General features: G+C 61.8%; 22 protein-coding genes and 1 pseudogene. 14 read left to right on the forward strand and 9 right to left on the reverse strand.

What is annotated here, in order from left to right; all coding sequences use genetic code 11:
* Positions 1 to 8 precede the first annotated feature (8 nt).
* A complete protein-coding gene (locus ABDW57_RS24310; RefSeq protein WP_343732721.1) occupies positions 9 to 815 on the reverse strand; it encodes a CmcJ/NvfI family oxidoreductase in 807 nt (268 codons plus the stop codon).
* 108 nt (positions 816 to 923) lie between these two features.
* Here ABDW57_RS24310 and ABDW57_RS24315 point away from each other — a divergent pair, with 108 nt between their 5' ends.
* The gene (locus ABDW57_RS24315; RefSeq protein ID WP_343732722.1) at positions 924 to 1,823 is read left to right on the forward strand and encodes a LysR substrate-binding domain-containing protein; all 900 of its coding nucleotides are present in this window, start codon (positions 924 to 926) and stop codon (positions 1,821 to 1,823) included.
* Positions 1,824 to 1,898: 75 nt separating this feature from the next.
* Here ABDW57_RS24315 and ABDW57_RS24320 read toward each other — a convergent pair whose 3' ends face one another.
* On the reverse strand, positions 1,899 to 3,623 hold the full coding sequence (locus tag ABDW57_RS24320; RefSeq protein ID WP_343732723.1) for a methyl-accepting chemotaxis protein: 1,725 nt from the start codon (positions 3,621 to 3,623) through the stop codon (positions 1,899 to 1,901).
* 44 nt (positions 3,624 to 3,667) lie between these two features.
* Entirely contained in the window at positions 3,668 to 3,844 is a 177-nt protein-coding gene (locus ABDW57_RS24325) for a hypothetical protein (protein WP_343732724.1), read from the reverse strand.
* A gap of 130 nt (positions 3,845 to 3,974) precedes the next feature.
* On the opposite strand from ABDW57_RS24325, the gene ABDW57_RS24330 reads away from it, so the two are divergent.
* Positions 3,975 to 4,424, forward strand: coding sequence for a hypothetical protein (locus tag ABDW57_RS24330; RefSeq protein ID WP_343732725.1), 450 nt, complete (start codon positions 3,975 to 3,977; stop codon positions 4,422 to 4,424).
* Positions 4,421 to 5,317, forward strand: coding sequence for a DUF2145 domain-containing protein (locus ABDW57_RS24335; RefSeq protein WP_343732726.1), 897 nt, complete (start codon positions 4,421 to 4,423; stop codon positions 5,315 to 5,317). The genes ABDW57_RS24330 and ABDW57_RS24335 overlap by 4 nt, the downstream gene beginning before the upstream one ends.
* Here ABDW57_RS24335 and ABDW57_RS24340 read toward each other — a convergent pair.
* Positions 5,314 to 5,952: an NAD(P)H-dependent oxidoreductase gene (locus ABDW57_RS24340; protein WP_343732727.1), complete on the reverse strand. Its 639-nt coding sequence runs from the start codon at positions 5,950 to 5,952 to the stop codon at positions 5,314 to 5,316. The genes ABDW57_RS24335 and ABDW57_RS24340 overlap by 4 nt on opposite strands.
* 94 nt (positions 5,953 to 6,046) lie before the next feature.
* Here ABDW57_RS24340 and ABDW57_RS24345 point away from each other — a divergent pair, with 94 nt between their 5' ends.
* Entirely contained in the window at positions 6,047 to 6,427 is a 381-nt protein-coding gene (locus ABDW57_RS24345; protein ID WP_343732728.1) for a MerR family transcriptional regulator, read from the forward strand.
* 1 nt (position 6,428) lies between these two features.
* On the opposite strand, the gene fmt is transcribed toward ABDW57_RS24345, so the two are convergent.
* Complete coding sequence (fmt, locus tag ABDW57_RS24350; RefSeq protein WP_343732729.1) at positions 6,429 to 7,379, reverse strand: methionyl-tRNA formyltransferase; 951 nt, start codon at positions 7,377 to 7,379, stop codon at positions 6,429 to 6,431.
* Between the two features lie 3 nt (positions 7,380 to 7,382).
* Positions 7,383 to 7,925, reverse strand: coding sequence for a peptide deformylase (def, locus tag ABDW57_RS24355; RefSeq protein ID WP_343732730.1), 543 nt, complete (start codon positions 7,923 to 7,925; stop codon positions 7,383 to 7,385).
* A gap of 172 nt (positions 7,926 to 8,097) precedes the next feature.
* On the opposite strand from def, the gene ABDW57_RS24360 reads away from it, so the two are divergent.
* The 5 genes from ABDW57_RS24360 (at position 8,098) to ABDW57_RS24380 (ending at position 15,001) form a co-directional block, all read left to right on the forward strand.
* Positions 8,098 to 9,189 carry a LysM domain-containing protein gene (locus ABDW57_RS24360; RefSeq protein ID WP_343732731.1) on the forward strand — a complete coding sequence of 364 codons (1,092 nt, stop codon included), beginning with the start codon at positions 8,098 to 8,100 and terminating at the stop codon, positions 9,187 to 9,189.
* Positions 9,190 to 9,197: 8 nt separating this feature from the next.
* Positions 9,198 to 10,328 carry a DNA-processing protein DprA gene (gene dprA, locus ABDW57_RS24365; RefSeq protein WP_343732732.1) on the forward strand — a complete coding sequence of 377 codons (1,131 nt, stop codon included), beginning with the start codon at positions 9,198 to 9,200 and terminating at the stop codon, positions 10,326 to 10,328.
* A 43-nt stretch (positions 10,329 to 10,371) separates the two neighbouring features.
* Positions 10,372 to 10,836 carry a DUF494 domain-containing protein gene (locus ABDW57_RS24370; RefSeq protein ID WP_176649253.1) on the forward strand — a complete coding sequence of 155 codons (465 nt, stop codon included), beginning with the start codon at positions 10,372 to 10,374 and terminating at the stop codon, positions 10,834 to 10,836.
* Between the two features lie 197 nt (positions 10,837 to 11,033).
* Positions 11,034 to 13,676 carry a DNA topoisomerase III gene (locus ABDW57_RS24375; protein ID WP_343732733.1) on the forward strand — a complete coding sequence of 881 codons (2,643 nt, stop codon included), beginning with the start codon at positions 11,034 to 11,036 and terminating at the stop codon, positions 13,674 to 13,676.
* Positions 13,677 to 13,771: 95 nt separating this feature from the next.
* Positions 13,772 to 15,001 carry an IS4 family transposase gene (locus ABDW57_RS24380; protein ID WP_343732734.1) on the forward strand — a complete coding sequence of 410 codons (1,230 nt, stop codon included), beginning with the start codon at positions 13,772 to 13,774 and terminating at the stop codon, positions 14,999 to 15,001.
* A gap of 69 nt (positions 15,002 to 15,070) precedes the next feature.
* On the opposite strand, the gene ABDW57_RS24385 is transcribed toward ABDW57_RS24380, so the two are convergent.
* Positions 15,071 to 15,649 carry a hypothetical protein gene (locus ABDW57_RS24385; protein WP_343732735.1) on the reverse strand — a complete coding sequence of 193 codons (579 nt, stop codon included), beginning with the start codon at positions 15,647 to 15,649 and terminating at the stop codon, positions 15,071 to 15,073.
* A 209-nt stretch (positions 15,650 to 15,858) separates the two neighbouring features.
* Between ABDW57_RS24385 and arr the strand changes: the two genes are divergently transcribed.
* The 5 genes and pseudogenes from arr to ABDW57_RS24410 all read left to right on the forward strand — a co-directional run bounded on the left by arr (position 15,859) and on the right by ABDW57_RS24410 (position 19,374).
* Positions 15,859 to 16,254: an NAD(+)--rifampin ADP-ribosyltransferase gene (gene arr, locus ABDW57_RS24390; protein WP_343732736.1), complete on the forward strand. Its 396-nt coding sequence runs from the start codon at positions 15,859 to 15,861 to the stop codon at positions 16,252 to 16,254.
* An 11-nt stretch (positions 16,255 to 16,265) separates the two neighbouring features.
* Positions 16,266 to 16,433: pseudogene (locus ABDW57_RS24395) on the forward strand (DUF488 domain-containing protein); the annotation flags it as partial.
* A 214-nt stretch (positions 16,434 to 16,647) separates the two neighbouring features.
* On the forward strand, positions 16,648 to 17,127 hold the full coding sequence (locus ABDW57_RS24400) for a hypothetical protein (protein ID WP_343732737.1): 480 nt from the start codon (positions 16,648 to 16,650) through the stop codon (positions 17,125 to 17,127).
* A gap of 67 nt (positions 17,128 to 17,194) precedes the next feature.
* Positions 17,195 to 17,680 (forward strand): hypothetical protein, encoded by a 486-nt coding sequence (locus tag ABDW57_RS24405; protein WP_343732738.1) that lies wholly within the window; start codon positions 17,195 to 17,197, stop codon positions 17,678 to 17,680.
* A 125-nt stretch (positions 17,681 to 17,805) separates the two neighbouring features.
* The gene (locus ABDW57_RS24410) at positions 17,806 to 19,374 is read left to right on the forward strand and encodes a methyl-accepting chemotaxis protein (RefSeq protein ID WP_343732739.1); all 1,569 of its coding nucleotides are present in this window, start codon (positions 17,806 to 17,808) and stop codon (positions 19,372 to 19,374) included.
* Positions 19,375 to 19,442: 68 nt separating this feature from the next.
* On the opposite strand, the gene ABDW57_RS24415 is transcribed toward ABDW57_RS24410, so the two are convergent.
* Positions 19,443 to 23,027: a M1 family aminopeptidase gene (locus tag ABDW57_RS24415; RefSeq protein WP_343732740.1), complete on the reverse strand. Its 3,585-nt coding sequence runs from the start codon at positions 23,025 to 23,027 to the stop codon at positions 19,443 to 19,445.
* A 9-nt stretch (positions 23,028 to 23,036) separates the two neighbouring features.
* Positions 23,037 to 23,930, reverse strand: a complete 894-nt coding sequence (locus ABDW57_RS24420; protein ID WP_176649241.1) for an ABC transporter ATP-binding protein — start codon at positions 23,928 to 23,930, stop codon at positions 23,037 to 23,039.
* Between the last annotated feature and the right edge of the window lie 97 nt (positions 23,931 to 24,027).

Here is a 24,027-nt window from a genome sequence, read left to right on the forward strand (position 1 = left end):
GCGTTCTCCTAGGCGTAAATCAGCAGGCAGCGGATTTCGATGCTTTCGCGCGGCGGTGCGTCCGGCGATGCGGACGGATGTTCGAAGGCGGCGTGTGGGGTGTAGCAGGCCGCTGCCGCTGAATCGAACTGTTTGAAGATCAGCACTTCGTCGCGCGTCATGGCCGGGAAGTAGGACCATGCGTGTTCGGGATTATGCAGCAATTGGTAGATTTCGCCAGTGCGGTCGGGGTAGTGGATGTCGCTGGCGATCAGGTCGCCGGCGGCCACGCTGCGGGCGTCGCACATGGCCAGCGGGGCGTCGAGGACGGGGTGGCGGATCGAGCGCCATAGGTTGAGGATGGCGTAACGCTGCAATTGCGCAGCACGTTCGCCAAGTTCGATCCTGAGCCGGCGCTGTGCCGAGGCGGCGGTGAAGTCGCAGTGCACGCGGCCGGCCGCGCCGGGACGCTGTCCGGCGATGCGGCCGAAGGCCTGCGGTGTGCCGGGCTGGCGCTTGCGGACCAGGTGGTCGAAGACCAAGGCTTCGCTGGCGCCGGAGACGGCCAGCGCCAGTTGCGCCATCTCCGGGTAGTAGCGCTGCACGATATTCTCCTTGTGGTGGAAGTCGTCCAGCGCGGTGGCCGCGCGGCGCAGGGTGTAGCCTTCGTGCGCCAGCGAGGTAGCGGTGCCGCGCGCGTCGTGGATGGTGACGGCTTTGCGGGTGTAGTCGGCGTTTTCGATGGGCTGGCCGTCTGGCGGCGCATACATCCAGGTGTGCGGACGGTGTGGTGTCGGGCAGAGGTATTCGAGGGTGGTGGCGATGGCGGGTGTCATGGCGTGCTCCGTTGGGTTGATGTGGCCATTGGATCGCATCGCGCTGTCGCGCTCAAACGGTATTTTGGCTGCTTTCGCATTCCTTGCAGGCATGTGATACATTGACTTATGCCCAATCGCCTCCTTGATCTGCCGCCGCTGGATTTGCTGCGTAGTTTCGTCGCAGTCGGGCGGCGCATGAGTATTACGCTGGCGGCACAGGATCTTTGCCTGACGCAGTCGGCGTTGAGCAGGCAGGTGCAGGCGCTGGAGGCGGTGCTCGGCTATCCACTGCTGGTGCGCGGTTATCGTTCGATTGAATTCACTGGCGAAGGCCGGCGCTTGTTCCGCAGTGCGGATGCGATGCTGGAGCAGCTAGGGGAGGTGATTGAGTCGCTGCGGCCTGGCGAGCAGCGGCAAGTCGTGACGATCAGTGCCAGCATTGGCGTGACGGCCCTGTGGCTGCTGCCGCGCCTGAACGCTTTCCAGCGGGCCGCACCAGGCGTGGATGTGCGGGTGGCGGCCAGCAATCGCTTTGTGGATCTGGAGCGTGAGCAGATCGATATGGCGATTCGTTATTGCCCCGAGCGGGATGCCCCGGCCGGCGCGCTGCGCTTGTTCGATGAGGCGCTGGTGGCGGTGGCGCATCCGTCGTTGGGGGTGCAGGCGATTGAACAGCAACTGCGTGAGCAGACCTTGCTGGAGTTTGATGATGCCTCGCGGCCGTGGTTGCAATGGCCGGCATGGCTGCGCGTGGCCGGCGCCGGTCGGGGCAAGCCGCGCAGTGTGCTGCGGTTCAATCAGTACGATCAGGTGGTACAGGCGGCGCTGGCAGGACAGGGCGTGGCGCTGGGCCGGCTGCCGCTGGTGCGCGATCTGCTGGCGCAAGGCCGGCTGACGCTGGCGAGCCCGCAGCCCGCCGTCACATCCGACTACGCCTACTGGCTCCACACCCGCGCCGCATCCAGCGCGGAAGCGCAACTGGTGCGCGACTGGATCATCGCGCAGGCAAGCCGCCGGCGATCCTAGCGCCCACCGCTCGCGTACCATAGCCGCACCCGCACCCGCACGCCTGCTCGCTCACCTTCCGCGTCTCGGTTGAGGCTAGCGGGACTGGCTCAGTTGCAGGGCCGGCTTGCCCATCGAAGCAACCAGCGCTTGCGCCTGCTCTTGCAGGCTGGCTGACGCTGCGGCCGTCGGCTCGACCAACGCCGCATTCTGCTGTGTCATATCGTCCATCTGCGTAACCGCCTGGTTGACCTGCTCGATGCCCGCGCCTTGCTCGGCCGACGCGGTCGCGATATCGCTCATGATGTGCGTGATGCGCTCCACGCTGGCCACCACTTCGCCAATCGCTTTGCCGGCCTGCTCGGCCAGCGCATTGCCTGCGTCCACCTTCTCCACGCTGGCGCCGATCAAGTCCTTGATCTCCTTGGCCGCCGCCGCAGAGCGCTGCGCCAGGTTGCGCACCTCGCTGGCCACCACCGCGAACCCGCGCCCCTGCTCACCCGCCCGCGCCGCCTCCACCGCCACATTCAGGGCCAGGATATTGGTCTGGAACGCGATGCCGTCGATCACCGAAATGATGTCCACGATCCGGTGCGAACTGGCATTGATCTCGCCCATGGTCTGCACCACCTGCGCCACCACTTGGCCGCCCTTGCTTGCCACGCTGGACGCGCTGCCCACCAGCAGATTGGCCTGCCGCGCATTTTCCGCATTCTGCTTGACGGTCGACGTCAGCTGCTCCATTGACGATGCCGTCTCCTCCAGATTGGATGCCTGCGATTCCAGCCGCCCCGACACATCCGCATTGCCGCTGGCGATATCGCGCGTGGCCGCGCCGATGTTGTCGATGCTGGTCCGCACATCGCGCACGATGGTGCGCAAGCTGTCGTTCATTTCGCGCAGGGCGCGCAGCATCTGTCCCACCTCGTCCGGCGCACCGACATCAAAGTCCGACACCAGATCGCCGCGCGCCACGCTCTGCGCCACCGTAATGGCGTTTTGCAGCGGCACTGTCACCGAGCGCGAAATGATGCGCGCCGCCAGCGCGGCCGCCGCAATCAGCCCTAGCATGCAGCCCAGCATCAGCCAGCGGGTACGGTGGAAGTTGGCAATCTTGGCGCTCAACATGCTCTCCAGCTCCCCGTTGGCGGCGCTGTTGAGCTTGAACTGCAGATCAATGGTTTGCGTTGCCATCGTGACGTAATCCGGCGCCGGATAGTCCGGTGTTTCCTTGCCGAGGATTTGTTCGCTGGCCAGCCGTGTCAGTGCGGCAGCGGCGGCATTGGCTTCCTCCATCAGCGGTCCCAGCTTTTGGGCGATCTCGGCGTTATAGCCGACCGCCTTGTCGAACGCGGTGCGGGTCTGGTCCAGCCGGTCGTTCACGCGGCCGATGATCGACGACAATGCGATCCGCTCCTCCGGCGTGGCCGCCTTGCGCGCCAGCAGGCCGGCGCCCATCGCGCGCGTGCGGCCCAATTCTTCCGTCAGGTAGGGTAGCTGATAGTACATGGATTGGATCAACTGGTAACTGTCGCGATCCGGATCAAGGCTGAGGCCGAAGTGGTCGCCCACCCGGTCATTCAGCTTGAGCAATTGCGGCACCAGCGCGCTATGCGCGGCAAAACTTTGCGGCACCGTCAGCGTTTTGCCGCTGACGCCGGCACGCAGGGTTTCGCAGTCGCGGCGCGCCTTGTCCCAGATTTTATCGACTTCCGGATTGTGCATCGCTTTCACCAGCGCATCGACCGCGAGGTAAGCCTGGTCAGCCTCGGTCTGCTTGGCCTGGCGCTTGTCCTCGTTGCCCGGCACGCCGCCCAACACCAGCGCCGCGATGCCGCGATGCTGCTGAGTCAGCTGGATGGTTTTCAGGACCTGGGCACCTGCGGCAGGCCTTGCTGCTCACTCTCATATGCGTTCAAGCCCTTGGCTGCCTCGCGCACGTAGAAGAAGGTGGGGATGCTGGCAAGCAGCAAGGCTATCACGCTGAGGAACACAAACTTGTGGGCCAAACGGATGTGGCCCAGGAAGGAATAGGCTGGCATGGCACATCTCCCAAAAGCAGCAGTTTGTATTCATCATATGCCTGATTTGGTTACATTCGGAGAGATTTCTTTCTGTGCGCCACCTTTTTGTGGCGTAAAATTCCTCATTTGCCGAGCTGAGGAAGTGTTGATGAAAATCTCTTTACGTTTGATTACCGTTGCTGCCGCGCTTGGTCTGTCGCTCAACGCGCAGGCGGATAGCGTGGCGTCGTCGGCCTCCAGTGCCAGCTCGGCATCCAGCGGCAGCGTGTCCGATTCGCTGTCCAGCTCCAGCAACAGTTCAAACAACGGCCGCCGCGTGGCCGATGGCGATTACCGCATCATCCAGATCGCCGCCACGCCGGAGCGTGCCGGCCGCACCCGCGTCACCATGCAGGCCGACAATCCCGAGCAACGCATCGTGCTCGATCTGCCGCAATCGACCTTCGACCGGCAGCAGCTGGCCGTCGGTGATGCCATGTATGCCCACAACCGCGTTTACGGCATCGAGTTCGGCCGCGCTGATAATCGCCAGCCGTTCTACCTGGTACTGGCCGATGAGTGGTATAGCGAACTGGCCTCGCGTCCGCTGAGCCTTTGAAACGATTCTGTGCACTGCTGCTGTGCCTGCTTTTCTGCGCGGGCGCGGCGCAGGCTTCTTCCGCGCGTTTCTGCGACCGCGCGCATGAGTTGAGCGCCGCCGAGCAAGACCGGTTGCTGCGCTTTGCCGCCGTGCTGCGCGATGAGCTGGCCGCCACTGCCGAGAGTGTGGCGCTGGTCAGCCGCTCCGGTCTCGACCTGTCGCGCTTCCACATCCGCTATTCGCATGCTGCCATGGCGTGGCGTTCGGAGCAGGGCATCTGGGCTGCACGCCAGCTGTACTACGCCTGCGACGAGGGGCGACCGCGCATTTACGATCAGGGTCTGGCCGGCTTTGCCATGGGCACCGATGATGCCAATCTGGGCTATCTGAGCATCGTGCGCCTGCCGCCGCAAGCCGTGCTGGCGCTGCGGCCCGCGCTGCTCGACACCCGGCGCGCGCTGCACCTGCTGGCCGCGCAATACAGCGCCAATGCCTACGCCTACAGCCTGCGCTACCAGAACTGCAATCAGTGGCTGATCGAAATGCTGGCCGCGGGGTGGGGCGGTCTGCAAGATGGGGAGGATTTGCGGGGGCGCGCGCAAGCGTGGCTGCGCGATGCAGGCTACACGCCGCAACCGGTGGCGATTGGTTCGCGCTGGTGGATGTTGGCCTCGTACTTTGTGCCGCTGCTGCATCTGGATGATCATCCGGACGCGGATCGCGATGCGCTGCAATTGCACATCAGCCTGCCAACCACGATAGAGGATTTTGTACGCGCCCGTTTTCCGCACAGCGAGCGCGTGGAGCTATGCCACGATGACCAGCAGATTGTGATTCATCGCGGCTGGACGCCGATCGCCGACGGCTGCAAACCCGCCGAAGGCGACCGCGTCATTTCGCTGCAAGATTAGTTCAGCTCGGTGATGAACTTCTCGCGTGGACGGCGCACCTTCTTGAGGTTGACCAGCCAGTCGGTATCCGGCTTGCGGTAGCCCAGCGGCAGGATCACCACGCTGCGCAGCTTGCGCTCTTTCAGCCCCAGGATCTGATCGACGGCGGCCGGATCGAAGCCTTCCATCGGCGTGCTGTCCACGCCTTCGGCAGCGGCTGCCACCAGCGCCACGCCCAGACCGATGTAAGCCTGGCGCGCCGCAGCGTCAAAGTTGGCGACGTCGCCGCGTGCGGCCACGATGCCGTGCAGCTGTTTGCGATAAGCTTCCCAGCCTTCGTTGATGAAGCCGCGCACTTCATTGGTGTAGTCGAACATTGAATCGATGCGCTCGGGCGTGATGTTGTCCCAGGCGGCAAACACCAGCAGGTGCGAAGCGTCGGTCACTTGCGACTGATTCCACGCCACTTCGCGGATCTTGGCGCGCAGGCCTTCGTTCTTGACGACAAACACCTCGAACGGCTGCAGGCCGCTTGACGTCGGCGTCAGGCGGATGGCTTCCAGAATGCGGTTCAGCTTCTCTTCATCCAGCTTTTTCGCAGCGTCGTAGCTCTTGGTGGCGTAGCGCCAGTTCAGGTGTTGAATCACGTCGGTCATATCGTTACTCCTATTTGTAATAACGCCTCTGCAAGCAGGCTCGGGCGGACCATCTTATAATAAGTTTCAAGTCAACTTGAGGGTCAAGCAAAAAATGAAAATCGGTGAACTCGCCCGAAAGTCAGGCATTGCTGCCTCGGCAATACGGTTTTATGAGGAGCAGGGATTGCTGGCGCCGATCTCGCGCACGCCGTCCGGCTACCGCCAGTACGCCAGCAACGCGCCGGACCGGCTGAAGCTGATTCAGGGCGCGAAGCGCCTGGGGTTTTCGCTGGAGGTGATACGCGACATGCTGGATGAGAACGGCAAGTGTTCGGTCGAAAAGACCATGCGTCAATCCGCCATTCTGCTGCGTGAGATTGAGGAACAGCAGGCGGCGCTGGAACAACGCCGCCAGTCGCTGCTGATACTGCGCGCCAACCTGGGCGGCTATCAGAGCGATGAGCCGTGCCGCGACAAGCGCGCGGTGAACTGACTCAGGTGAAGGACAGGCCTTCCAGCGGGAAGCCCTTGATGAACTCGGCCGCAGGCAGGCGCTTGCCGCCGGGTTTCTGCAGCGAGGTCAGGCGCAGCGCGCCCTGGCCGCAAGCCACCACGATGCCATGCTGCGCATCGGCCGACAGCACGTTGCCGGCCGGGCCGCTGGCCTCGACCACCTCCGCGCCCCACAGCTTGACCACCACCCCATTGACCGTGCCGTGCGCACCGGGGAAGGGATTGAAGGCGCGGATCTTGCGGCCGATTTCCAGCGCCGGTTGCGAGAAGTCCAGCGCCGCCTCTTCCTTGCTGATCTTGGCTGCGTAGGTGACGCCTTCTTCCGGCTGCACTACCGCTTCCAGCTGGTGCTGCTGGTACTTGTGCAGCGCCTCGACGATCATCGTGGCGCCCAGCGCGGCCAGCTTGTCGTGCAGGCTTCCGGTGGTGTCGCTGTCGTCGATCGCCACTTTCTCGATCAGCAGCATGGGGCCGGTGTCCAGGCCTTCTTCCATCTCCATGATGGTGATGCCGGTGTCCTTGTCGCCCGCTTCGATGGCGCGGTGAATCGGCGCGGCGCCGCGCCAGCGCGGCAGCAGCGAGCCGTGGATGTTGAGGCAGGGCTTGATGTCCAGCGTGCTGCGCGGCAGGATCAGGCCGTAAGCCGCCACCACCATCACATCGTACGGCGTCGACAGCAGGCGCTGGTGCGCTGCCTTGGCTTCTTCCGCGCGCTGCGGGTCCTTGCTGTCCATGCGCAGCGACAGCGGCTGCAGCACCTCGATGCCTTTCGACACCGCGTACTGCTTCACCGCCGAAGGCTGCAGCTGCATGCCGCGGCCGGCAGGGCGGTCGGGCTGGGTCAGCACCAGCGGGATCTCAAAACCGGCCTCGTGCAGCGACTGCAGGGCCACGGCGGCAAATTCCGGCGTGCCGGCGAAGATGACTTTCATGGCTTAGTAACGACGGCCTTGTGCGCGCAGCTGGGCTTCGCGCTGCATGCCGCGTTCTTCCTTCTGCAGCTTGGTCTTGATGCGGTTGCGCTTCAGCGGCGACAGGTATTCAACGAACACCTTGCCTTTCAGGTGATCCATCTCGTGCTGGATGCACACGGCCAGCAGGCCGTCGGCGTCCACTTCAAACGCTTGGCCCTTGACGTCGTAGGCGCGCACCTTGACCTTGGAGGGGCGCTCAACGCCGTCGTAGACGCCGGGCACCGACAGGCAGCCTTCATCGTAGACTTGCTTGTCGTCGCTGCTCCACAGGATTTCCGGATTGATGTAAGCGACCAGCCCGCTTTTATCTTCGGTGATGTCGATCACCACCACTTGCTCGTGCACGTCGACCTGCGACGCGGCCAGGCCGATGCCCGGTGCGTCGTACATGGTTTCGGCCATGTCGGCCACCAGCTTTTCCAGCCGTTCGTCAAACACGGTGACCGGCGCGGCCACCTTGTGCAGGCGTGGATCGGGGTAACGCAGAATATTTAAAATTGCCATGATGACTAAGTGAAAACTATGTGAATGCCTTGCTAATGCCCTGTATCCGCGCGGGTTTGCGGTGCGCGGTTTCGCTTGCTAGTTCAGGGTTTTATGGGCAGAATTTGATTCAATTTGGCAAGCTTTACTGCTCTGCTGCCGTGTGCTTGCGGCGCACTTACTGGATCTATTAATGAAAAATTTTAGCACAGTCAGTCCCCGCTTAGCATTGGCCGCCCTGTTTGCCGCCGCCTCGGCCGCCGCGGCCGCGCCGCTGAAGTGCGAATTCCGTCCGGACGCCCCGGACCAGCACGTGGTGGTGAAGGGCGATACCCTGTGGGACATTTCCGCTACCTTCCTGCAAAAGCCGTGGTGCTGGCCCACCGTGTGGGGCATGAACCGTGACGAAATTGCCAACCCCCACTGGATTTACCCGGGCCAGATCATCTGGTTCGACCGCGCGGCCGGCCGCCTGCGGCTGGGCCAGCAACTGGCCGATGGCCTGAATGACCCCGCCATCCAGAAACTGCAACCGCGCGTGCGCACCGAAGGCCTGGGCAAGGACGCCGTGCCCTCCATTCCGCCGGGCGTGATCGAGCCTTTCCTGACCCAGCCGCTCATCATTGAAGATGACGAGTTGAAAGGCGCGCCGCGCATCGTAGCCACCCAGGAGGGCCGTGTGTTCCTCGGCAAGGGCGACAAGGCCTATGTGCGCGGCGATTTGCAGGGCAATAGCGCGTTCCAGGTGTTCCGTCCCGGCGCCGCGCTGAAGGACCCGGTCACCAGGCAGGTCATCGGCTACGAAGCGTTTTATCTCGGCACCGTGAAATTGCAGGCCGAGGCCAGGCCCGGTGTGGACGTGCACACCTTTACCGTCGCCACCGCCAGTCAGGAGATGGGCAAGGGCGACCAACTGCGCGCCGTGCCGCCGACGCCGCTGCAAAACTATGCGCCGCATCCGCCCGAGCGGCCGGTGGACGCGCGCGTGGTGGCCATCTACGGCGGCGTGACGCACGCCGGCCAGAACCAGATTGTCAGCATTAATCGCGGAAAGCTTGACGGGCTCGATATCGGCGCCGTGCTGCAGCTGTACCATGCGGGAAGAACTGTGAGCGATTCCACGGCCAAGAGCGGCTGGTTCGGGCGCGAGCAGCAGGTCAAGCTGCCGGATGAAGAAGTGGGCAGCTTGTTTATCTTCCGCACGTTCAAGCACATTTCCTACGGCTTGATCATGCAGGTGACGGCGCCGGTGGAAGTGGGCGACGTTGCCAAGTCCCCGGAGTAACCCGCGCCGTGCAAGCCACGGATACCCCAAGCGAAGTGAGCAGGCCAGTGCTGGCGGACTGGCTGCGGCTGCAACAGACCGGCGGCGTCGGCCTGCTGACCGCGCACCGGCTGCTGGAACGCTTCCGCACCCCCACGGCCATTTTTGCCGCCAGCCGCAGCGCGTTGCTGGAACTGGTCAGCGCGCGCCAGGCCGATGCCTTGCTGTCTGCGCCGGCCGGCGCCGCGGCTGCCGACATGGAGCGCTGGCTGGACGCCATGCAGGCCTGGCAGGCGCAGTCCGGCAACCGCCTGCTGCCGTTTGGCGATCCGGACTACCCCGAATACCTGAGCCAGATCGTGGCGGCGCCGCTGCTGCTGTACGTCAAAGGCCGCGCCGGGCTGTTGTCGCGCCGCGCGGTGGCCGTAGTGGGCTCGCGCAACGCCAGCCGGCAGGGGGTACTGAACGCACAGCAGATGGCGCAAACGCTGTCGGAAGCCGAACTGACCGTGGTTTCCGGGCTGGCGCTGGGCATCGATGCTGCCGCCCACCTTGGCGGCTTGAACGGCCCCGGCAGCACGGTGGCGGTGCTGGGTACCGGCATTGACCGCATCTATCCCGCCCGCAACAGCGCATTGGCGCGCCGCATTGCCGAAGAAGGTTGTTTAATTAGTGAGTGCGCGCTGGGCACGCCGCCCGCACGTGATAATTTTCCGCGCCGCAACCGCATCATCAGCGGCTTGTCGCGCGGCGTGCTGGTGGTGGAGGCGGCGGCGCGGTCCGGTTCGCTGATCACCGCGCGGCTGGCGGCGGGGCAGGGCCGCGATGTGTACGCCGTGCCGGGGTCGATTCATGCGACACTGTCCAAAGGCTGCCATCAGCTGATCCGCGAGGGCGCGCGGCTGGTGGAATCCGGCGCCGACGTGTTGCACGACATGCAAATGCTGACCGACGCGGAAGCCGGCGCGCGTGCGGTACTGGACGACAGCTTCGTCGACCGCGTGCTGGACGCCATGGGGGCCGATCCGGTACAGGCCGAGGTGCTGGCGGTGCACCTGGACCAGCCGCCCGCCGAGCTGCAGGGGCAATTGCTGGCGCTGGAACTGGCCGGCTTGCTGGAGCGTTTGCCCGGCGGAATGTTTCAACGGCTGCGGGCATGAACAGCACTTGTCTCCGATTCGTTTTAACTGATAGAGTAGAGCCATGTTCGACGTCCTTGTTTATCTCTACGAGACTTATTACCGTCCCGATGCCTGCCCTGAACCGGCGGCATTGGCCAAGAAGCTGTCGGCTGTCGGTTTTGACGATGTCGAGATTTCCGAAGCGCTGGTCTGGCTGACCGACCTGACTGCCATGGCCGGGGTTGAACACTCGCTGACCGCCGCCTCCACCGGCACGCGCTTCTATGTGGAAGAGGAAACCGACGCGCTGGGCGGCGCCGCCATCGGCTTCATCCAGTTCCTGGAGTCGGCCAAGGTGTTGTCTCCGCTGCAACGCGAAATCGTGGTCGAGCGCGCACTGGCGCTGGACGAAGCACCGGTCTCGCTGGGCAAACTCAAGGTCATCGTGCTGATGTTGCTCTGGAGCCAGGGCAAGGAACCCGACGCCCTGATGTTCGACGACTTGTTCGGTTCGGACGAAGACCAGGCGCCCCGCCTGTTGCATTAAAGCCCGACAAAATTTCCCTCCGAGCAATAAATCACGCCATAATCGGCGCGGAATTGTTGTAGGCTTGCGATGCGATCGGCAATCCGCTTATTATTTGCGCTTTGACAAGACTGTGACGGAAACGTGCAGCTTGCCCTGCGATCCATGTATGATGCGCATGCTATTCCCCCGAAGTGTTAAAAACGAGATATTAAAATATGAGCAAAACCCTCATCATCGCCGAGAAGCCTTCTGTCGCGAACGACATCGCGAAGACGCTAGGCGGCTTTACCAAGCACGATGAGTACTTTGAATCCGACGAGTACGTGTTGTCCTCCGCCGTCGGTCACCTGCTGGAAATCGCCGTCCCGGAAGAGCATGACGTCAAACGCGGCAAATGGAGCTTTGCGCACCTGCCGATGATTCCGCCGTATTTCGCGCTGAACCCGATCGCCAAGACCGAGGCGCGCCTCAAGGTGCTGAACAAGCTGATCAAGCGCAAAGATGTCGACACCCTGATCAACGCATGCGACGCGGGCCGCGAAGGAGAACTGATCTTCCGCCTGATCGCGCAGAACGCCAAGGCCAAGCAACCGGTCAAGCGCCTGTGGCTGCAGTCGATGACGCCGGCCGCCATCCGCGACGGCTTCGCCCACCTGCGCAGCGACGAGGAAATGATGCCGCTGGCCGACGCCGCGCGCTGCCGCTCGGAAGCGGACTGGCTGATCGGCATCAACGGCACCCGCGCCATGACCGCCTTCAACTCGAAAGAGGGCGGCTTCTACCTGACCACCGTCGGCCGTGTGCAAACGCCGACCCTGTCGATCGTGGTCGAGCGCGAAGAAAAGATCAAAAAATTCGTTCCGCGCGACTACTGGGAAGTGCGCGCTGAATTCGTCTGCGCCGCCGGCGTGTACGAAGGCCGCTGGCTGGATACCAAGTTCAAGAAAGACGAGAACGATCCGGAAAAGCGCGCCGAGCGCCTGTGGAGCAAGGCCGCCGCCGACTCCATCGCGCTGGCCGTGCGCGGTAAGCCGGGCAATGTCACCGAGGAAGCCAAGCCGACCACCTCGATCTCGCCGGGCCTGTTCGACCTGACCAGCCTGCAGCGCGAGGCCAACTCGCGCTTCGGCTTCTCGGCCAAGAACACGCTGGGCCTGGCACAGGCGCTGTACGAAAAGCACAAAGTGCTGACCTACCCGCGTACCGATTCGCGCCATCTGCCAGAGGACTATCTGGCCACCGTGCAGCAGACGCTGGAGGTGGTGAAAGAGAACAACAACTACCACCAGTTCGCCAAGCAGATCCTGGACAAGGGCTGGGTCAAGCCGAACAAGCGCATCTTCGACAACACCAAGATCTCGGACCACTTTGCGATCATCCCGACCACGATCGCGCCGAAGAACCTGTCCGAGCCGGAACAGAAGCTGTACGACCTGGTGACGCGCCGCTTCATGGCCGTGTTCTTCCCGGCCGCCGAATTCCAGGTCACCACCCGCTTTACCGAAGTGTCGGGCCACACCTTCAAGACCGAAGGCAAGGTCATGACCAATCCGGGCTGGCTGGCCATCTACGGCAAGGAAGCCGACGGCGACGACAAGGAAAAGGAAGGCAACAACAAGAGCCTGGTGCCGGTCGCCAAGGGCGAGAAAGTGCTGACCGACCGGGTCGATGCCAATGGCCTGGTCACCAAGCCGCCGGCCCGCTACACGGAAGCGACGCTGCTGTCCGCCATGGAAGGCGCCGGCAAGCTGGTGGAAGACGACGAACTGCGCGACGCCATGGCCGGCAAAGGCCTGGGCACGCCAGCCACGCGCGCGGCCACCATTGAAGGGCTGCTGACCGAAAAGTATCTGCTGCGCGAAGGCCGCGAACTGATGCCGACCGCCAAAGCCTTCCAGCTGATGACGCTGCTGCGCGGCCTGGGCGTGAACGAACTGACCGCGCCCGAGCTGACCGGCGAGTGGGAATACAAGCTGTCGCAGATGGAGAAGGGCAAAATCTCGCGTGACGAATTCATGCGCGAGATTGCGCAGATGACGCAGGTGATCGTCAAGCGCGCCAAGGAATACGACAACGACACGATTCCGGGCGACTATCACACCATGCAGACGCCATGCCCGAACTGCGGCGGCGTGGTGAAGGAAAACTATCGCCGCTTCGCCTGCACCAAGTGCGATTTCTCGATGAGCAAAACGCCGGGCGGCCGCCAGTTCGAAATCGAGGAAGTGGAACAACTGCTGAAGGACCGCACCATCGGCCCGCTGCAGGGCTTCCGCTCCAAGATGGGCCGCCCGTTTGCCGCCATTTTGCGCATCGTGCGCGACGAGGACATCAACAACTTCAAGCTGGAGTTCGACTTCGGCCAGAACGATGAGTCCGAGGATTCGGAACCGGTCGACTTCAGCCAGCAGACGCCGCTGGGCCCGTGCCCGAAGTGCAATGGCGGCGTGTACGAGATGGGCCTGGCGTATGTGTGCGAGCACAGCGTGGCGAAGCCGAAGACCTGCGACTTCCGCAGCGGCCGCATCATCCTGCAGCAAGAAATTCTGCCGGAACAGATGGCCAAGCTGCTCAACGACGGCAAGACTGATTTGCTGCCGGGCTTCATCTCGCAGCGCACGCGCCGTCCGTTCAAGGCCTTCCTGGTGAAGGGCAAGGACGGCAAGATCAGCTTCGAGTTTGAAGAGCGCAAAGCCAAGGCGCCGGCGAAAGGCAAAGCCGCAGCAGCCACGGAAGAGGGCACCGCCGAAGAGAAAAAAGCACCGGTTAAAAAAGCTGCGGCGGTAAAGAAGCCGGCAGCAAAGAAGCCGGCAGCCAGGAAAGCGGCCCCCAAAAAAGCCGCCGCCACGGCAGAGTAAAAAAACGGGACCTGCACGGTCCCGTTTTTGCATCGTCATTCCGGCGAAGGCCCACTGCTGTCCGGAATAAATTTGCTTGAATAAGCCTGGAGGTGTTGCAGGTATTGGTTAACGGGCGTATACCCGTAGTCGCCAAACTCAAAAACCAAACCCGCAACATGTTCAGCATATCGACTTTTCATCAAATAATGAAGGGGCTGCCGCGCAGTTCCTTCGACCAACTGGTCAAAAAGCACAAGGCAAACAAATATTGCAAGGGCTTCGGCCCCTGGCAGCATTTGCTGACGATGGTCTACGCTCAGCTGAGCGGCGCCGAAGGCTTACGGCCTTTGGCCGCCGGTTTCAACCGCCATCTGGCTCACCACTATCACCTTGATGCCCGTTGCATTCGCCGCACGACGCTGGCCGATGCCAACGAACGCCGCTCTGTGGCAGTGTTTAACGAAACGGCCAACTGGCTGATCACCAAACTCGCGGGCACCTTGGGCCGGGAGGCCAGAGATCTGACTTACCTGCTTGACTCGACCTCGATTACCTTGAAGGGGCGTGAATTTGAGCGCTGGACGGCCGATAACGCGACCCGCAACACCCAGGGACTGAAGCTGCATCTGTTATTGGATGCAAACAGTAAAATCCCTCTGTGGCAAACCATGACTGCGCCGAACATCAATGATGTCCTGCAAGCGCGCGCTGTCCCGCTTCAAGCCGGCGCTCTATATGTTTTCGATAAAGGCTATTGCGACTACAACTGGTGGCACTGCATTGATGAGGCGCAGGCCACCTTCGTCACCCGCTTCAAGAGTAATGCCAATCTGGTCACCGATAAGGAGCTGGAGATCCCGCAGCAAGCACGTGAGACGGTGTTAGCTGACGAACTGCTACGTTTCAAACACAAGACGCCCGGTGGCAAACGGCACAATGCTTATGAAAAACTGCTCAGGCGAGTCACTGTCGTACGCCCCGGGTCGTCCCCACTGGTGTTTGCCACCAACGATTTAACCAGCCCCGCGCTGGAAATCGCCCAGCGCTACAAGGAGCGCTGGGGGATCGAGCTGTTTTTCAAATGGATCAAGCAGCATCTGAGAATCAAACGTTTCTTGGGGCGCAGTGAAAATGCCGTCCGCATCCAGCTGCTCACCGCGCTCATCAGCTACTTGCTTGTTGAGTTGTATCGCCAGCAGCGGTGGCGCAAGCTGACCTGCTGGGAATGTCTGTGCATCGTCCGCGCCACTTTATTTCAGCGTCCCGATACCGACATCTCCAGTTACCGACGACGACGAGAGAACGCTAACACCATGGCGAAACTGCAGCCTTCATTATTTTGAACTTATGTCAACAAGACTATTCCGGACAGCAGTGGGCGAAGGCCGGAATCCATAGAACGCGAGCAGTACCTACTGTCTGGCGCCACGCTCCAGCGCCGCCAGATAAGCGCTGGACGCTGCTGCCCGCGCCATCTTCTCCTGCATGTGCGCGACTTCGTATGCGTGAATATCGTTAATGATCTGCTGCGCCGCCTCATAGCGATCGATCACCGCATCGTCATGAAACAGCAGCTGACCGTCTTCCACGCTGATGACATCGCGATTCTCCTCGACGATGGAGAACATCTCGCGCACCGCGCTGATCCAGCGATCGCGGTTGGCATAAAACTCCGCCTGCTCCGCCAGCGTCCGATTTAACGATGGAACCAGGCCCTGCTGATACTCATGTACCTTCTCCGCTGGCAATGCAGCGATGGCAGCCGTGAGCTGCTCCAGCACCGCCGGAACAAACTTCGCAAACATCTGTTGATGCGCCTGATGCAGCTCCGCGAGCCGCGCCACCGTATCCAGCGCCTGCCGTGTCCCGTCTTCGGTGGCGACACTTTCAAGCATAAACAGCCGCTCCAACTGCAACCCCGCCTGCGCCTGCTGATAAGCCCCCGCCGCCTGCTGCGCCATCCCGCCCACCTGCCGCGCCAGTTGAATCAATTGAAGTTCCGTAGGATGCATACGCCGGTCAGGATGAGATGAAAAATTGTAATTTTATCACTCTATTGACATTCAGGAGCATCGAAGCCAGACATGCCAGTGGCAAAACATTTGCCGATCGGATCAGTATCCAGAACCCGCGACGCGCTTTTCTGCAAACTTAGTACGATTTCCCTAGAATAAAAAAAATACATGACTAGGAGGTCTGCATGAATGTTTTAGACGCAGGGCCGTTTTACCATGGCACGAAAGCTGATTTGCAGGTTGGCGATCTTTTGACGGCAGGTTTCCGATCCAACTACGACCACAGCGTGGTGATGAACCACATCTATTTCACAGCCCTGCCCAAGGGCGCGGGCTTGGCTGCGGAAATGGCCAAGGGGAATGGCAAGCCGCGCGTGTATATCGTTGAGCCAACGGGAGAGTTTGAGAATGACCCAAACGTGACGGATAAGAAATTCCCAGGCAATCCAACGCGATCGTACCGATCCAGGGCCCCGTTGAAAATTCTCGGTGAGCTGGAAAGCTGGGAGCTGTTCGACGATGAATTTATCCAGAACCTCAGAAAACGCGTTGCCGAGGGCATGGGCGAAATCATCAATTAGTGAGGTGACACATGGCGATACGCATAGTGCGGCTGGGAACCGAGCGTGTCGAAGATGAGGGCGTGCGCATCGGCACTGTGCGCCGCCGGACGCGCGGCGTGTCGAAGGCCAAATTCGCTTCGGACCATTGGTATGACGGGTGGTATCCGAATCTCTCACCCAGCGCCGAGACGATGCAGCCAGGCCTGCATGCAGCAACCCTGGCCGGGGGAATTGTTCAAGCTTGCGCGTCGCAGGCAGCGCCTGGCAGCGCGGACTAGCCGCGTCACTTGCAGGATACAACTCGTAACTTTTCTTACGGAATTCCGGTCGTCCTGTCCTGATCCGGCCGCGTTGAATGTGCAAGAACGCTGATGAACAGCGATCTGCCAACCCAATAAAAGGAACACAGTCATGAAAACCAAAACCCTGATGATGACCGGTCTGCTTTCGATGATCAGTGCTGCTGCATTTGCGCAGTCGCCAGCGGCTCAGGTCCACCAAGACAATGTGCAGATTCGCCAGGACAACCAACTGATTCATCAAGATAACCGCGAAATTCAGCACGACAACGCGGTGATCGGGGTCAAGAAGGGCGAGGTGGTCGCAGGCAAGCAGGAACTGCGCGCCGAGAAGCAGGAGCGGAATGCGCTGGCCCATGCGGAGCATGTCGAGCTGAAGAAAGGCGATCTGGCGGGCGCCCGTCAGCTGGACCAGGCCCGTCGCAGCGAGCAGCACGCGATCAACGAGCAAAAGCACGAAATCCGCCATGACGAGAAAGTCATCGCCCGTCATCAGGTCGACAAGCATGAAGCCAAAGTAGCGCGCCATGAAGAAAAAGTGGAACGCCATGAAGACAAGATCAAGCGGGCCCACGACGCTGGCAAGATCTGATTGTCGCTTCAGCAAGAAAAACCGGACGCCTTCCAACCGTCCGGTTTAGTGCTATATTGAAGAGATCATGACCGTCACGCTCAACACAGTTACCTCCAATGCGGCTTACCAGCCGTATGTGCCGACCGTCGCTCCGGCGACGGCTGCGGCGGCATTGTCGTCGGAGGCGGTCAGCCTGTCGGCACAGTCGGCGGTGGTGGCTTCGCTCGGCGGCTCCACCGGCGCTGCGGTGTACACGCCCAGTGGCTTGCTGACGGCGCTGCAGCAGGCGGGCACGGTGGAAGAGCCGGTCAGCGTGCCCGAAGAGGGCAGCAATGTTGATACTTCCACCACGGCGCAGCATGCGCTGAACCTGGGCATTGTCTCCAGCCTGGCGAGCAGTCCCTCCGAATCCGGCATCTATAATGGCACGGGCGTCGTCACCAGCGCCTGGTCTGAACAGGCAGCCGCCAACTGGGCGGAACTGCTGAAAATCAATCCCAATCTGGCCAGCACGGTCGTTTCCAGCTCCTATGATATGGGACTGGTCAATTCACTTTCCGTCACCGCGTAAGCACTGAATTATTTGCTGTGGTAAACTATTGATTCTATTGGGTAATCAATCTTCTTCTACCCGAACCGCGGTTTCAACAGTGGTCACGCTTCTTTAATTCCATAGCCCTCGCGGGCGCACTCAACATGAAAAATTTAAAAATTGGCACGCGCCTGGCGGCGGGCTTTGGCTTGGTATTGGCGTTGATGATTTTGATGACGGTAATTGGCATTCGTCACATGCACACGGTGGCCACTGCCACGCGCGAGATGATGCAGCAGCCGCTGGCCAAGGAGCGCATGATTGCGGACTGGTATCGCCTGATTCACACCAGCGTACGCCGCACCTCGGCCATTTCCAAGAGTTCGGACCCATCGCTGGGACCGTTCTTTGCCGAGGAAACCGCGTCCTCCACGGCCGAGGTCAACGGCTTGCAAAAGAAGGTGGAGCCGCTGCTGGAAAGCGCAGAGGAAAAAGCCCTGTTCGCCGCTATGATGGATAACCGCAAGCGGTACCTGGCCTCGCGCGACGCCATCGTCGCGCTGAAGAAGGAGGGCAAGTTTGACGAGGCGGCCGAGGTGCTGGACAAGCGCTTCACGCCGGATGGCAAGGCGTATCTGGCGTCGCTGAGCGGCCTGCTGGACTTGCAGCGCAAGAGCATCGATGCCAATGCGGAGCGGATTGAAACGCTGTACGAGAGCAACCGCACCTTCATGGTGGCGTTCGGTCTGGTGGTGCTGGTGCTGGGCGTGGTGTGCGCATGGCGTCTGACGCGCGGCATTACCGTGCCGCTGTGCCAGGCGGTGGATATCGCCGTGGCGGTGGCGCATAAGGATCTGACCACGCATATCGCAGTCACCAGCACGGATGAAACCGGCCGCCTGCTGGACGCTTTGCAGAAGATGAACGATGGCCTGATTGCCATCGTGACCGAAGTGCGCAACGGCACCGAGAATATTTCGACGGCGTCGAGCCAGATCGCGGCCGGCAATCTGGACCTGTCCGGGCGTACGGAAGAACAGGCCTCCAGCCTGGAAGAAACCGCGTCGTCGATGGAAGAGCTGACCGCGACTGTCAAGCAGAACGCGGACAATGCGCGCCAGGCCAATCAGCTGGCGGTGAAGGCCTCGGAAGTGGCGCAGCGTGGCGGCGGCGTGGTGTCGGAAGTGGTGGACACCATGGAAGCGATCACCGGTTCGTCGCGCAAGATTGCCGACATCATCAGCGTGATTGACGGGATTGCGTTCCAGACCAATATCCTGGCCTTGAACGCGGCGGTGGAAGCGGCGCGCGCCGGGGAGCAGGGCCGTGGGTTCGCGGTGGTGGCGTCGGAAGTGCGTAACCTGGCGCAGCGCAGCGCGGCGGCCGCCAAGGAAATCAAGACGCTGATCGATGATTCGCTGGAGAAGGTGAATGCCGGCAGCGCGCTGGTGACGCAGGCAGGCACGACCATGACGGAAGTGGTGGACAGCATTCAGCGCGTGACCGACATCATGGGCGAGATCACGTCGGCCACGCTGGAACAGAGCAGCGGCATCGAGCAGGTGAATCAGGCCATCGGCCAGATGGATCAGGTAACGCAGCAAAACGCGGCGCTGGTGGAAGAGGCGGCCGCGGCGGCCTCGTCGCTGCACGATCAGGCCGATGCGCTGAACGCCGTGGTGGCAGTGTTCAAGCTGCAAGAGGGCGCCGCCACCCGCCTGCAACTCCGCTGAAAAATCCGGGGTCAGGTCCGTTTTTTCAACATGAGCTCGTGTTGAAATGTCGGACCTGACCCCGGAGTTTATTGCGCTTGTAGTTCGACGTTGATCAGGTTGTCGTCCGGCTTGCGGTCGATCAGCTTGTTGTCCGGATCGATGCCCGCTTTGGCCGGGCGGCCATTCACAATCACCGTGTAGCGGTTTTCTTTCTGTGTGATCAGCATGCGCTCGCGCAGCAGGCTGTTGCCTTCCTTGTCGTCGACGCCGACGTCGATCCAGTCGCGCAGCGGCACGTCTTTTTCCTCGCCTTGCTCGCCGGCGCGCACCTTGGAGGCGCTGACCGTGAAGCTGACCTCGTAACGGCCATCGCCCAGCTTGCGCGCGGTGGCCAAGGTGGCGTGGTTTTCATACAGCACGATGTGGTTGAACAAGTCGTCGATCAGGTAGGCCTGCTCTGCCGGCGTCACCTTGCGCAAGGCGTCCACCAGCACCGTCACGCTTGGATAGGGTCCGGACTTGCGGCCGTACCGGTTCAGGATGTCTTTCAGCGCGGCGTTGATGGTGGCTTCGCCCACGATGTCCTGTAGCTGGTACATCGCCAGGCTGCCCTTGCGGTACTGGATGTAGTTCTGGTTTTCGTTCTCCGCCAGCGGCAGTTCTTTCTTGCGCTCCAGCGCGCGCCCCAGCAGGTACTGGTCCAGATCATAGTGCAGGAAGCGGCGCATCTTGCTGGCGCCGAAGTTTTTCTTCATCACCATCAACGCGGAATACTCGGCCAGCGTCTCGCTCAGCACGGTACCGCCGCGGGTATCGCCGCCCACCAGCTGGTGGCCCCACCACTGGTGCGCCACTTCGTGCGCGGTGATGTAGAACGGGTAGTCCAGATCCTTGGGATTCTTGTCGTTGACCTTGGCAATAAAGCCCACCGATTCCGAATACGGAATGGTGTTCGGATACGATTGCGCAAACTGCGAGTAGCGCGGGAATTCGACGATGCGCACCAGCTTGTGCTGGTACGGCCCGAAGTTCTTGGTGTAGTAGTCCAGCGATTCCTTGATACCCTTGTCCATGCGGTCCAGGTTGTATTCATGCCCCGGATGGTAGTACAGCTCGATGCCGACGTCCTGCCACCAGTCGCGCTTGACCAGGTAGCGCGCCGACTGGAAGGCGTACATGTTCAGCATCGGCTGGTCCATCTTGTAGTGGAAGTAGCGGCGGCCTTTGCTGGTCCAGTCCTTGACCAGCATGCCCGGCGCGATCGCGGTCTGGTCGGCGCTGGTGCTGACGGTGGCGTCAAAGCTGATCCAGTCGGCGTCGTTGCCGGTGAAGTTGTTGGCCAGGCCGGCCGGATCGTCGCGCGGCAGCATGCGTTCGCGCGCCACCAGCTTGTGCTTTTTGCGGTCGCGCGCGTCGCTCAGTTCCCAGTCCTGCTGGTAGCCGATGTGCGGCATGATGCCGTTGTTGAAGAAGCTGCCGTTGCCGATCACCGGCGTGTCGCGGCCCAGCCCCAGGATGCCTTGCGGCGTGTAGCTGATGTCAAACTCCATGGCCAGCTGCGCGCCCGGCGCCAGTGGCTTGCTGAGTTTGTAGCTGTAGAAGCCCAGCTCGCTATCCTGCAGGCCATTGCGCACTTCCTGGCTGAAGCGCACCCGGTACTGCGCCGCGCTGTTGTCCTGCGAAATGATGATGTCGCTGACCGGCTGCGCGGTTTTGTTCTGCAGCAGGTAGCGGCCCTTGACCAGCAGGGTGCGCTTTTCCGGCCAGATGTCGACGTTGAGCTTGACGTCGGTGATGCGCGGCTGCGGCAGCACGGCGTATTGCTTGTACTTGCGCTCGTAGTCGGCTTTTTCGGTTTCCTTGTGGTAGGCCGACTTGAAGCAGTCGGCCACGTACTGGTTGTAGAACAGCACGCTGCCGGCGCCGGCAAAGATCAGCACGCCCACGGCTATGGTGGTCAGTACCGGCACCGTCAGCGCGTGGCGCGCCAGTTGCAGGCGCTGGCGCCAGTCGTCGTTGGTGCCGCGCGCCCAGAACAGCAGCGACAGCACGATCAGCAGCAGCGCTGCGCCGCCCCAGTACGCTTCGTACCAGCGCTCGCGCAGCAGGAAGTGGCCATAGCCGTTCATGGCGGAGTAGGTGATGCTTGGCATGTTGCCATATACCAGCATCGGGTTGTCGAGCCCGATGCCGGGCGCGGTCACGCTGATGATGTAGTAGACGATCATCGCGAAGTAGGCGATGTAGCGCTGGTTGATCAGCACCTGCAGCGCAATCGCCAGCACCGCGGTCAGCGCGTAGCCGGGCATCTGCACCAGGAACAGATGATACAGGTACAGCCCCGGCTGCAGCAGGAAGTAGCCCTGGAAGATCTGGATCGCCATCCCGGTCAGCATCACGATCACCATCAGCAGCGCTTGCAGACCGATCAGCGCGAACAGCTTGGCCAGCAGCGGCAGCCAGCTGGGCACCGGCATGGCGTCCAGCATCTGGCCCATGTGGGCTTCGCGTTCGCGCCAGATCAGTTCGCCGGCGTAGAAGGTGGTGATCACCATCATGAACAGGGCAAAGGTTTCGCTCACCACTTCCAGCACCTGGTAGGTGACCGGGTAGGTGTTGGTGCCGTACAGCGAGCCGAGGTCAAGCGAGGCGGCGCACATCATCAGCACGCCGGCCAGCACGATCACCAGGAAGTAGATGTTCTTGGTGGTTTCGCGCAGGTTGAGCCAGCTGGAGCGCAGCAGCAGCCAGCCGAGGCTGCGCGCCTGGAAGTCGGGCTTTTCCCGAGTGCTGGTGGAGGTATGCGACAGGTGCTGCGGGATCTCGCCTTCGCCGGTGCTGCTGCGCTTGCCGTGGCCGCTGTCGCTGGTGGCGATGAAGTGGAAGCGCCAGTAGCCCACCAGCAGGCCGGCCAGCGCCGCCGAGGCCCAGATCACGCGGTTCAGCAGGTACACGCCTTCCGGCAGGAACAGGCGGAAGTTGCGCTCGATGATGGGCCAGTATTCGGTCAGGCGGATCACGGCGGTGGTGCCGAACGGGTCGATCAGGGCGGCGAAGGTTTTGTAGTCGAGGTCGCGCGCCAGGCCGGGCGCCACCATGTAGCCGATCAGCATCACCACGCTGGAAATGTAGACCGGCAGCATGCGCCGCGTCAGCGCGGCCAGGATGAAGAACACGGCGCCGAAGATGAAGATGTTCGGCAGGATGACGATCAGGTAGGGAATCAGGTAGGCAATCGCGTCCGGATGCGCCAGCCGCTCGGGGTCGATGCCGGGAATGAAGCTGCCCAGCCAGGCGCCCAGCAGGATGCTGGTGAAGATCACGGCCAGTGTCAGGTAGGCGCCGAAGAAGCGGCCGAACATGTACTGGTGTTTTTTGATCGGCGCGCTGAAGAAGAAGTGCTGCATGTCGTACTCGAAGTCCTGCTGCACCGAGCGCCCCATCATGGCGGCAATCACGATCACGCCCAGCGAGCCGAGGAAGCTGGTGGTGAACATCAGCGAGCGCGGCGAGTCGATCAGCTGGCTGCCAAAGGTGACCGAGGCGCCCTTGAAGAAGCCGCCGGCGGCAGCCATCCACAACATGGTCAGGGCCAGGAAGCCGAAGAAGTACACCCACGTGGACAAGAGCTTGAGGCGCTGGCGCGCTTCAAAAAAGGCGATGGCAAACATGATACGCCCTTAATCGCAGCTGTTCGCGGCGCGGTGGCGGCCGGCGATGGTGGCGAAGTAGACGTCTTCCAGGTCGCCGATGGCTTCCTCGAAGCCGTCGCCGGGATCGGTGTCGCTGTAGACGTGGATCAGGGTGCGGCCGGACAGCAGGCGCGACGAGATCACCGGATGGCGCAGCTGGAACGAGGGCAGGTCGGCCTTATTGATGAAACGGGCCCAGATCTTGTCGCTGACTTCGTGAATCAGCTCCTGGGTCGGCCCGCACAGCAGCAGGTGGCCCTTGTTGATGATGGCCATGTTGGCGCACAGATCGGCCACGTCGGACACGATGTGGGTGGACAGGATCACGGTCTTGTCTTCGCCAATGTCGGACAGCAGATTATGGAAGCGCACGCGTTCCTGCGGGTCAAGGCCGGCGGTCGGCTCGTCAACGATGATCAGCTTCGGATCGCCCAGCAGCGCCTGCGCGATGCCGAAACGCTGGCGCATGCCGCCCGAGAAGCCGCCCAGACGCTGGTGGCGCACCTCAAACAGATTGGTTTGCTGCAGCAGGCCGTCCACCACTTCGCGCCGGCGGTTGCGGTTGCTCAGGCCTTTCAACACGGCAAAGTGGTCGAGCAGTTCGTAAGCGGTCACCTTCGGGTAGACGCCGAAATCCTGGGGCAGGTAGCCCAGCAGGCGGCGGATTTCATCTTTCTCGTCCAGCACGTCCAGATCGCCAAAGAAGACCGAGCCGGAATCGCATTCCTGCAGAGTGGCGAGGGTACGCATCAGCGTCGATTTGCCGGCGCCATTGGGGCCGAGCAGACCGAACATCCCGGTCGGGATGGTGAGCGAAATATTGTCCAAAGCCACGACGCCGTTGCTATAGGTTTTGGACAGATTGCTGATGCTTAATTCCATACTAACTCCTGATTCTGCGCGACAAACCACTTTTCACATGATGGCATTGTATTGAATTTGATCCACAGGAGGGGCGCCATTGCGATGGGCGGCAAAA

Source organism: Duganella sp. (assembly GCF_039595735.1).
Taxonomy (GTDB): Bacteria; Pseudomonadota; Gammaproteobacteria; order Burkholderiales; family Burkholderiaceae_D; genus Rugamonas.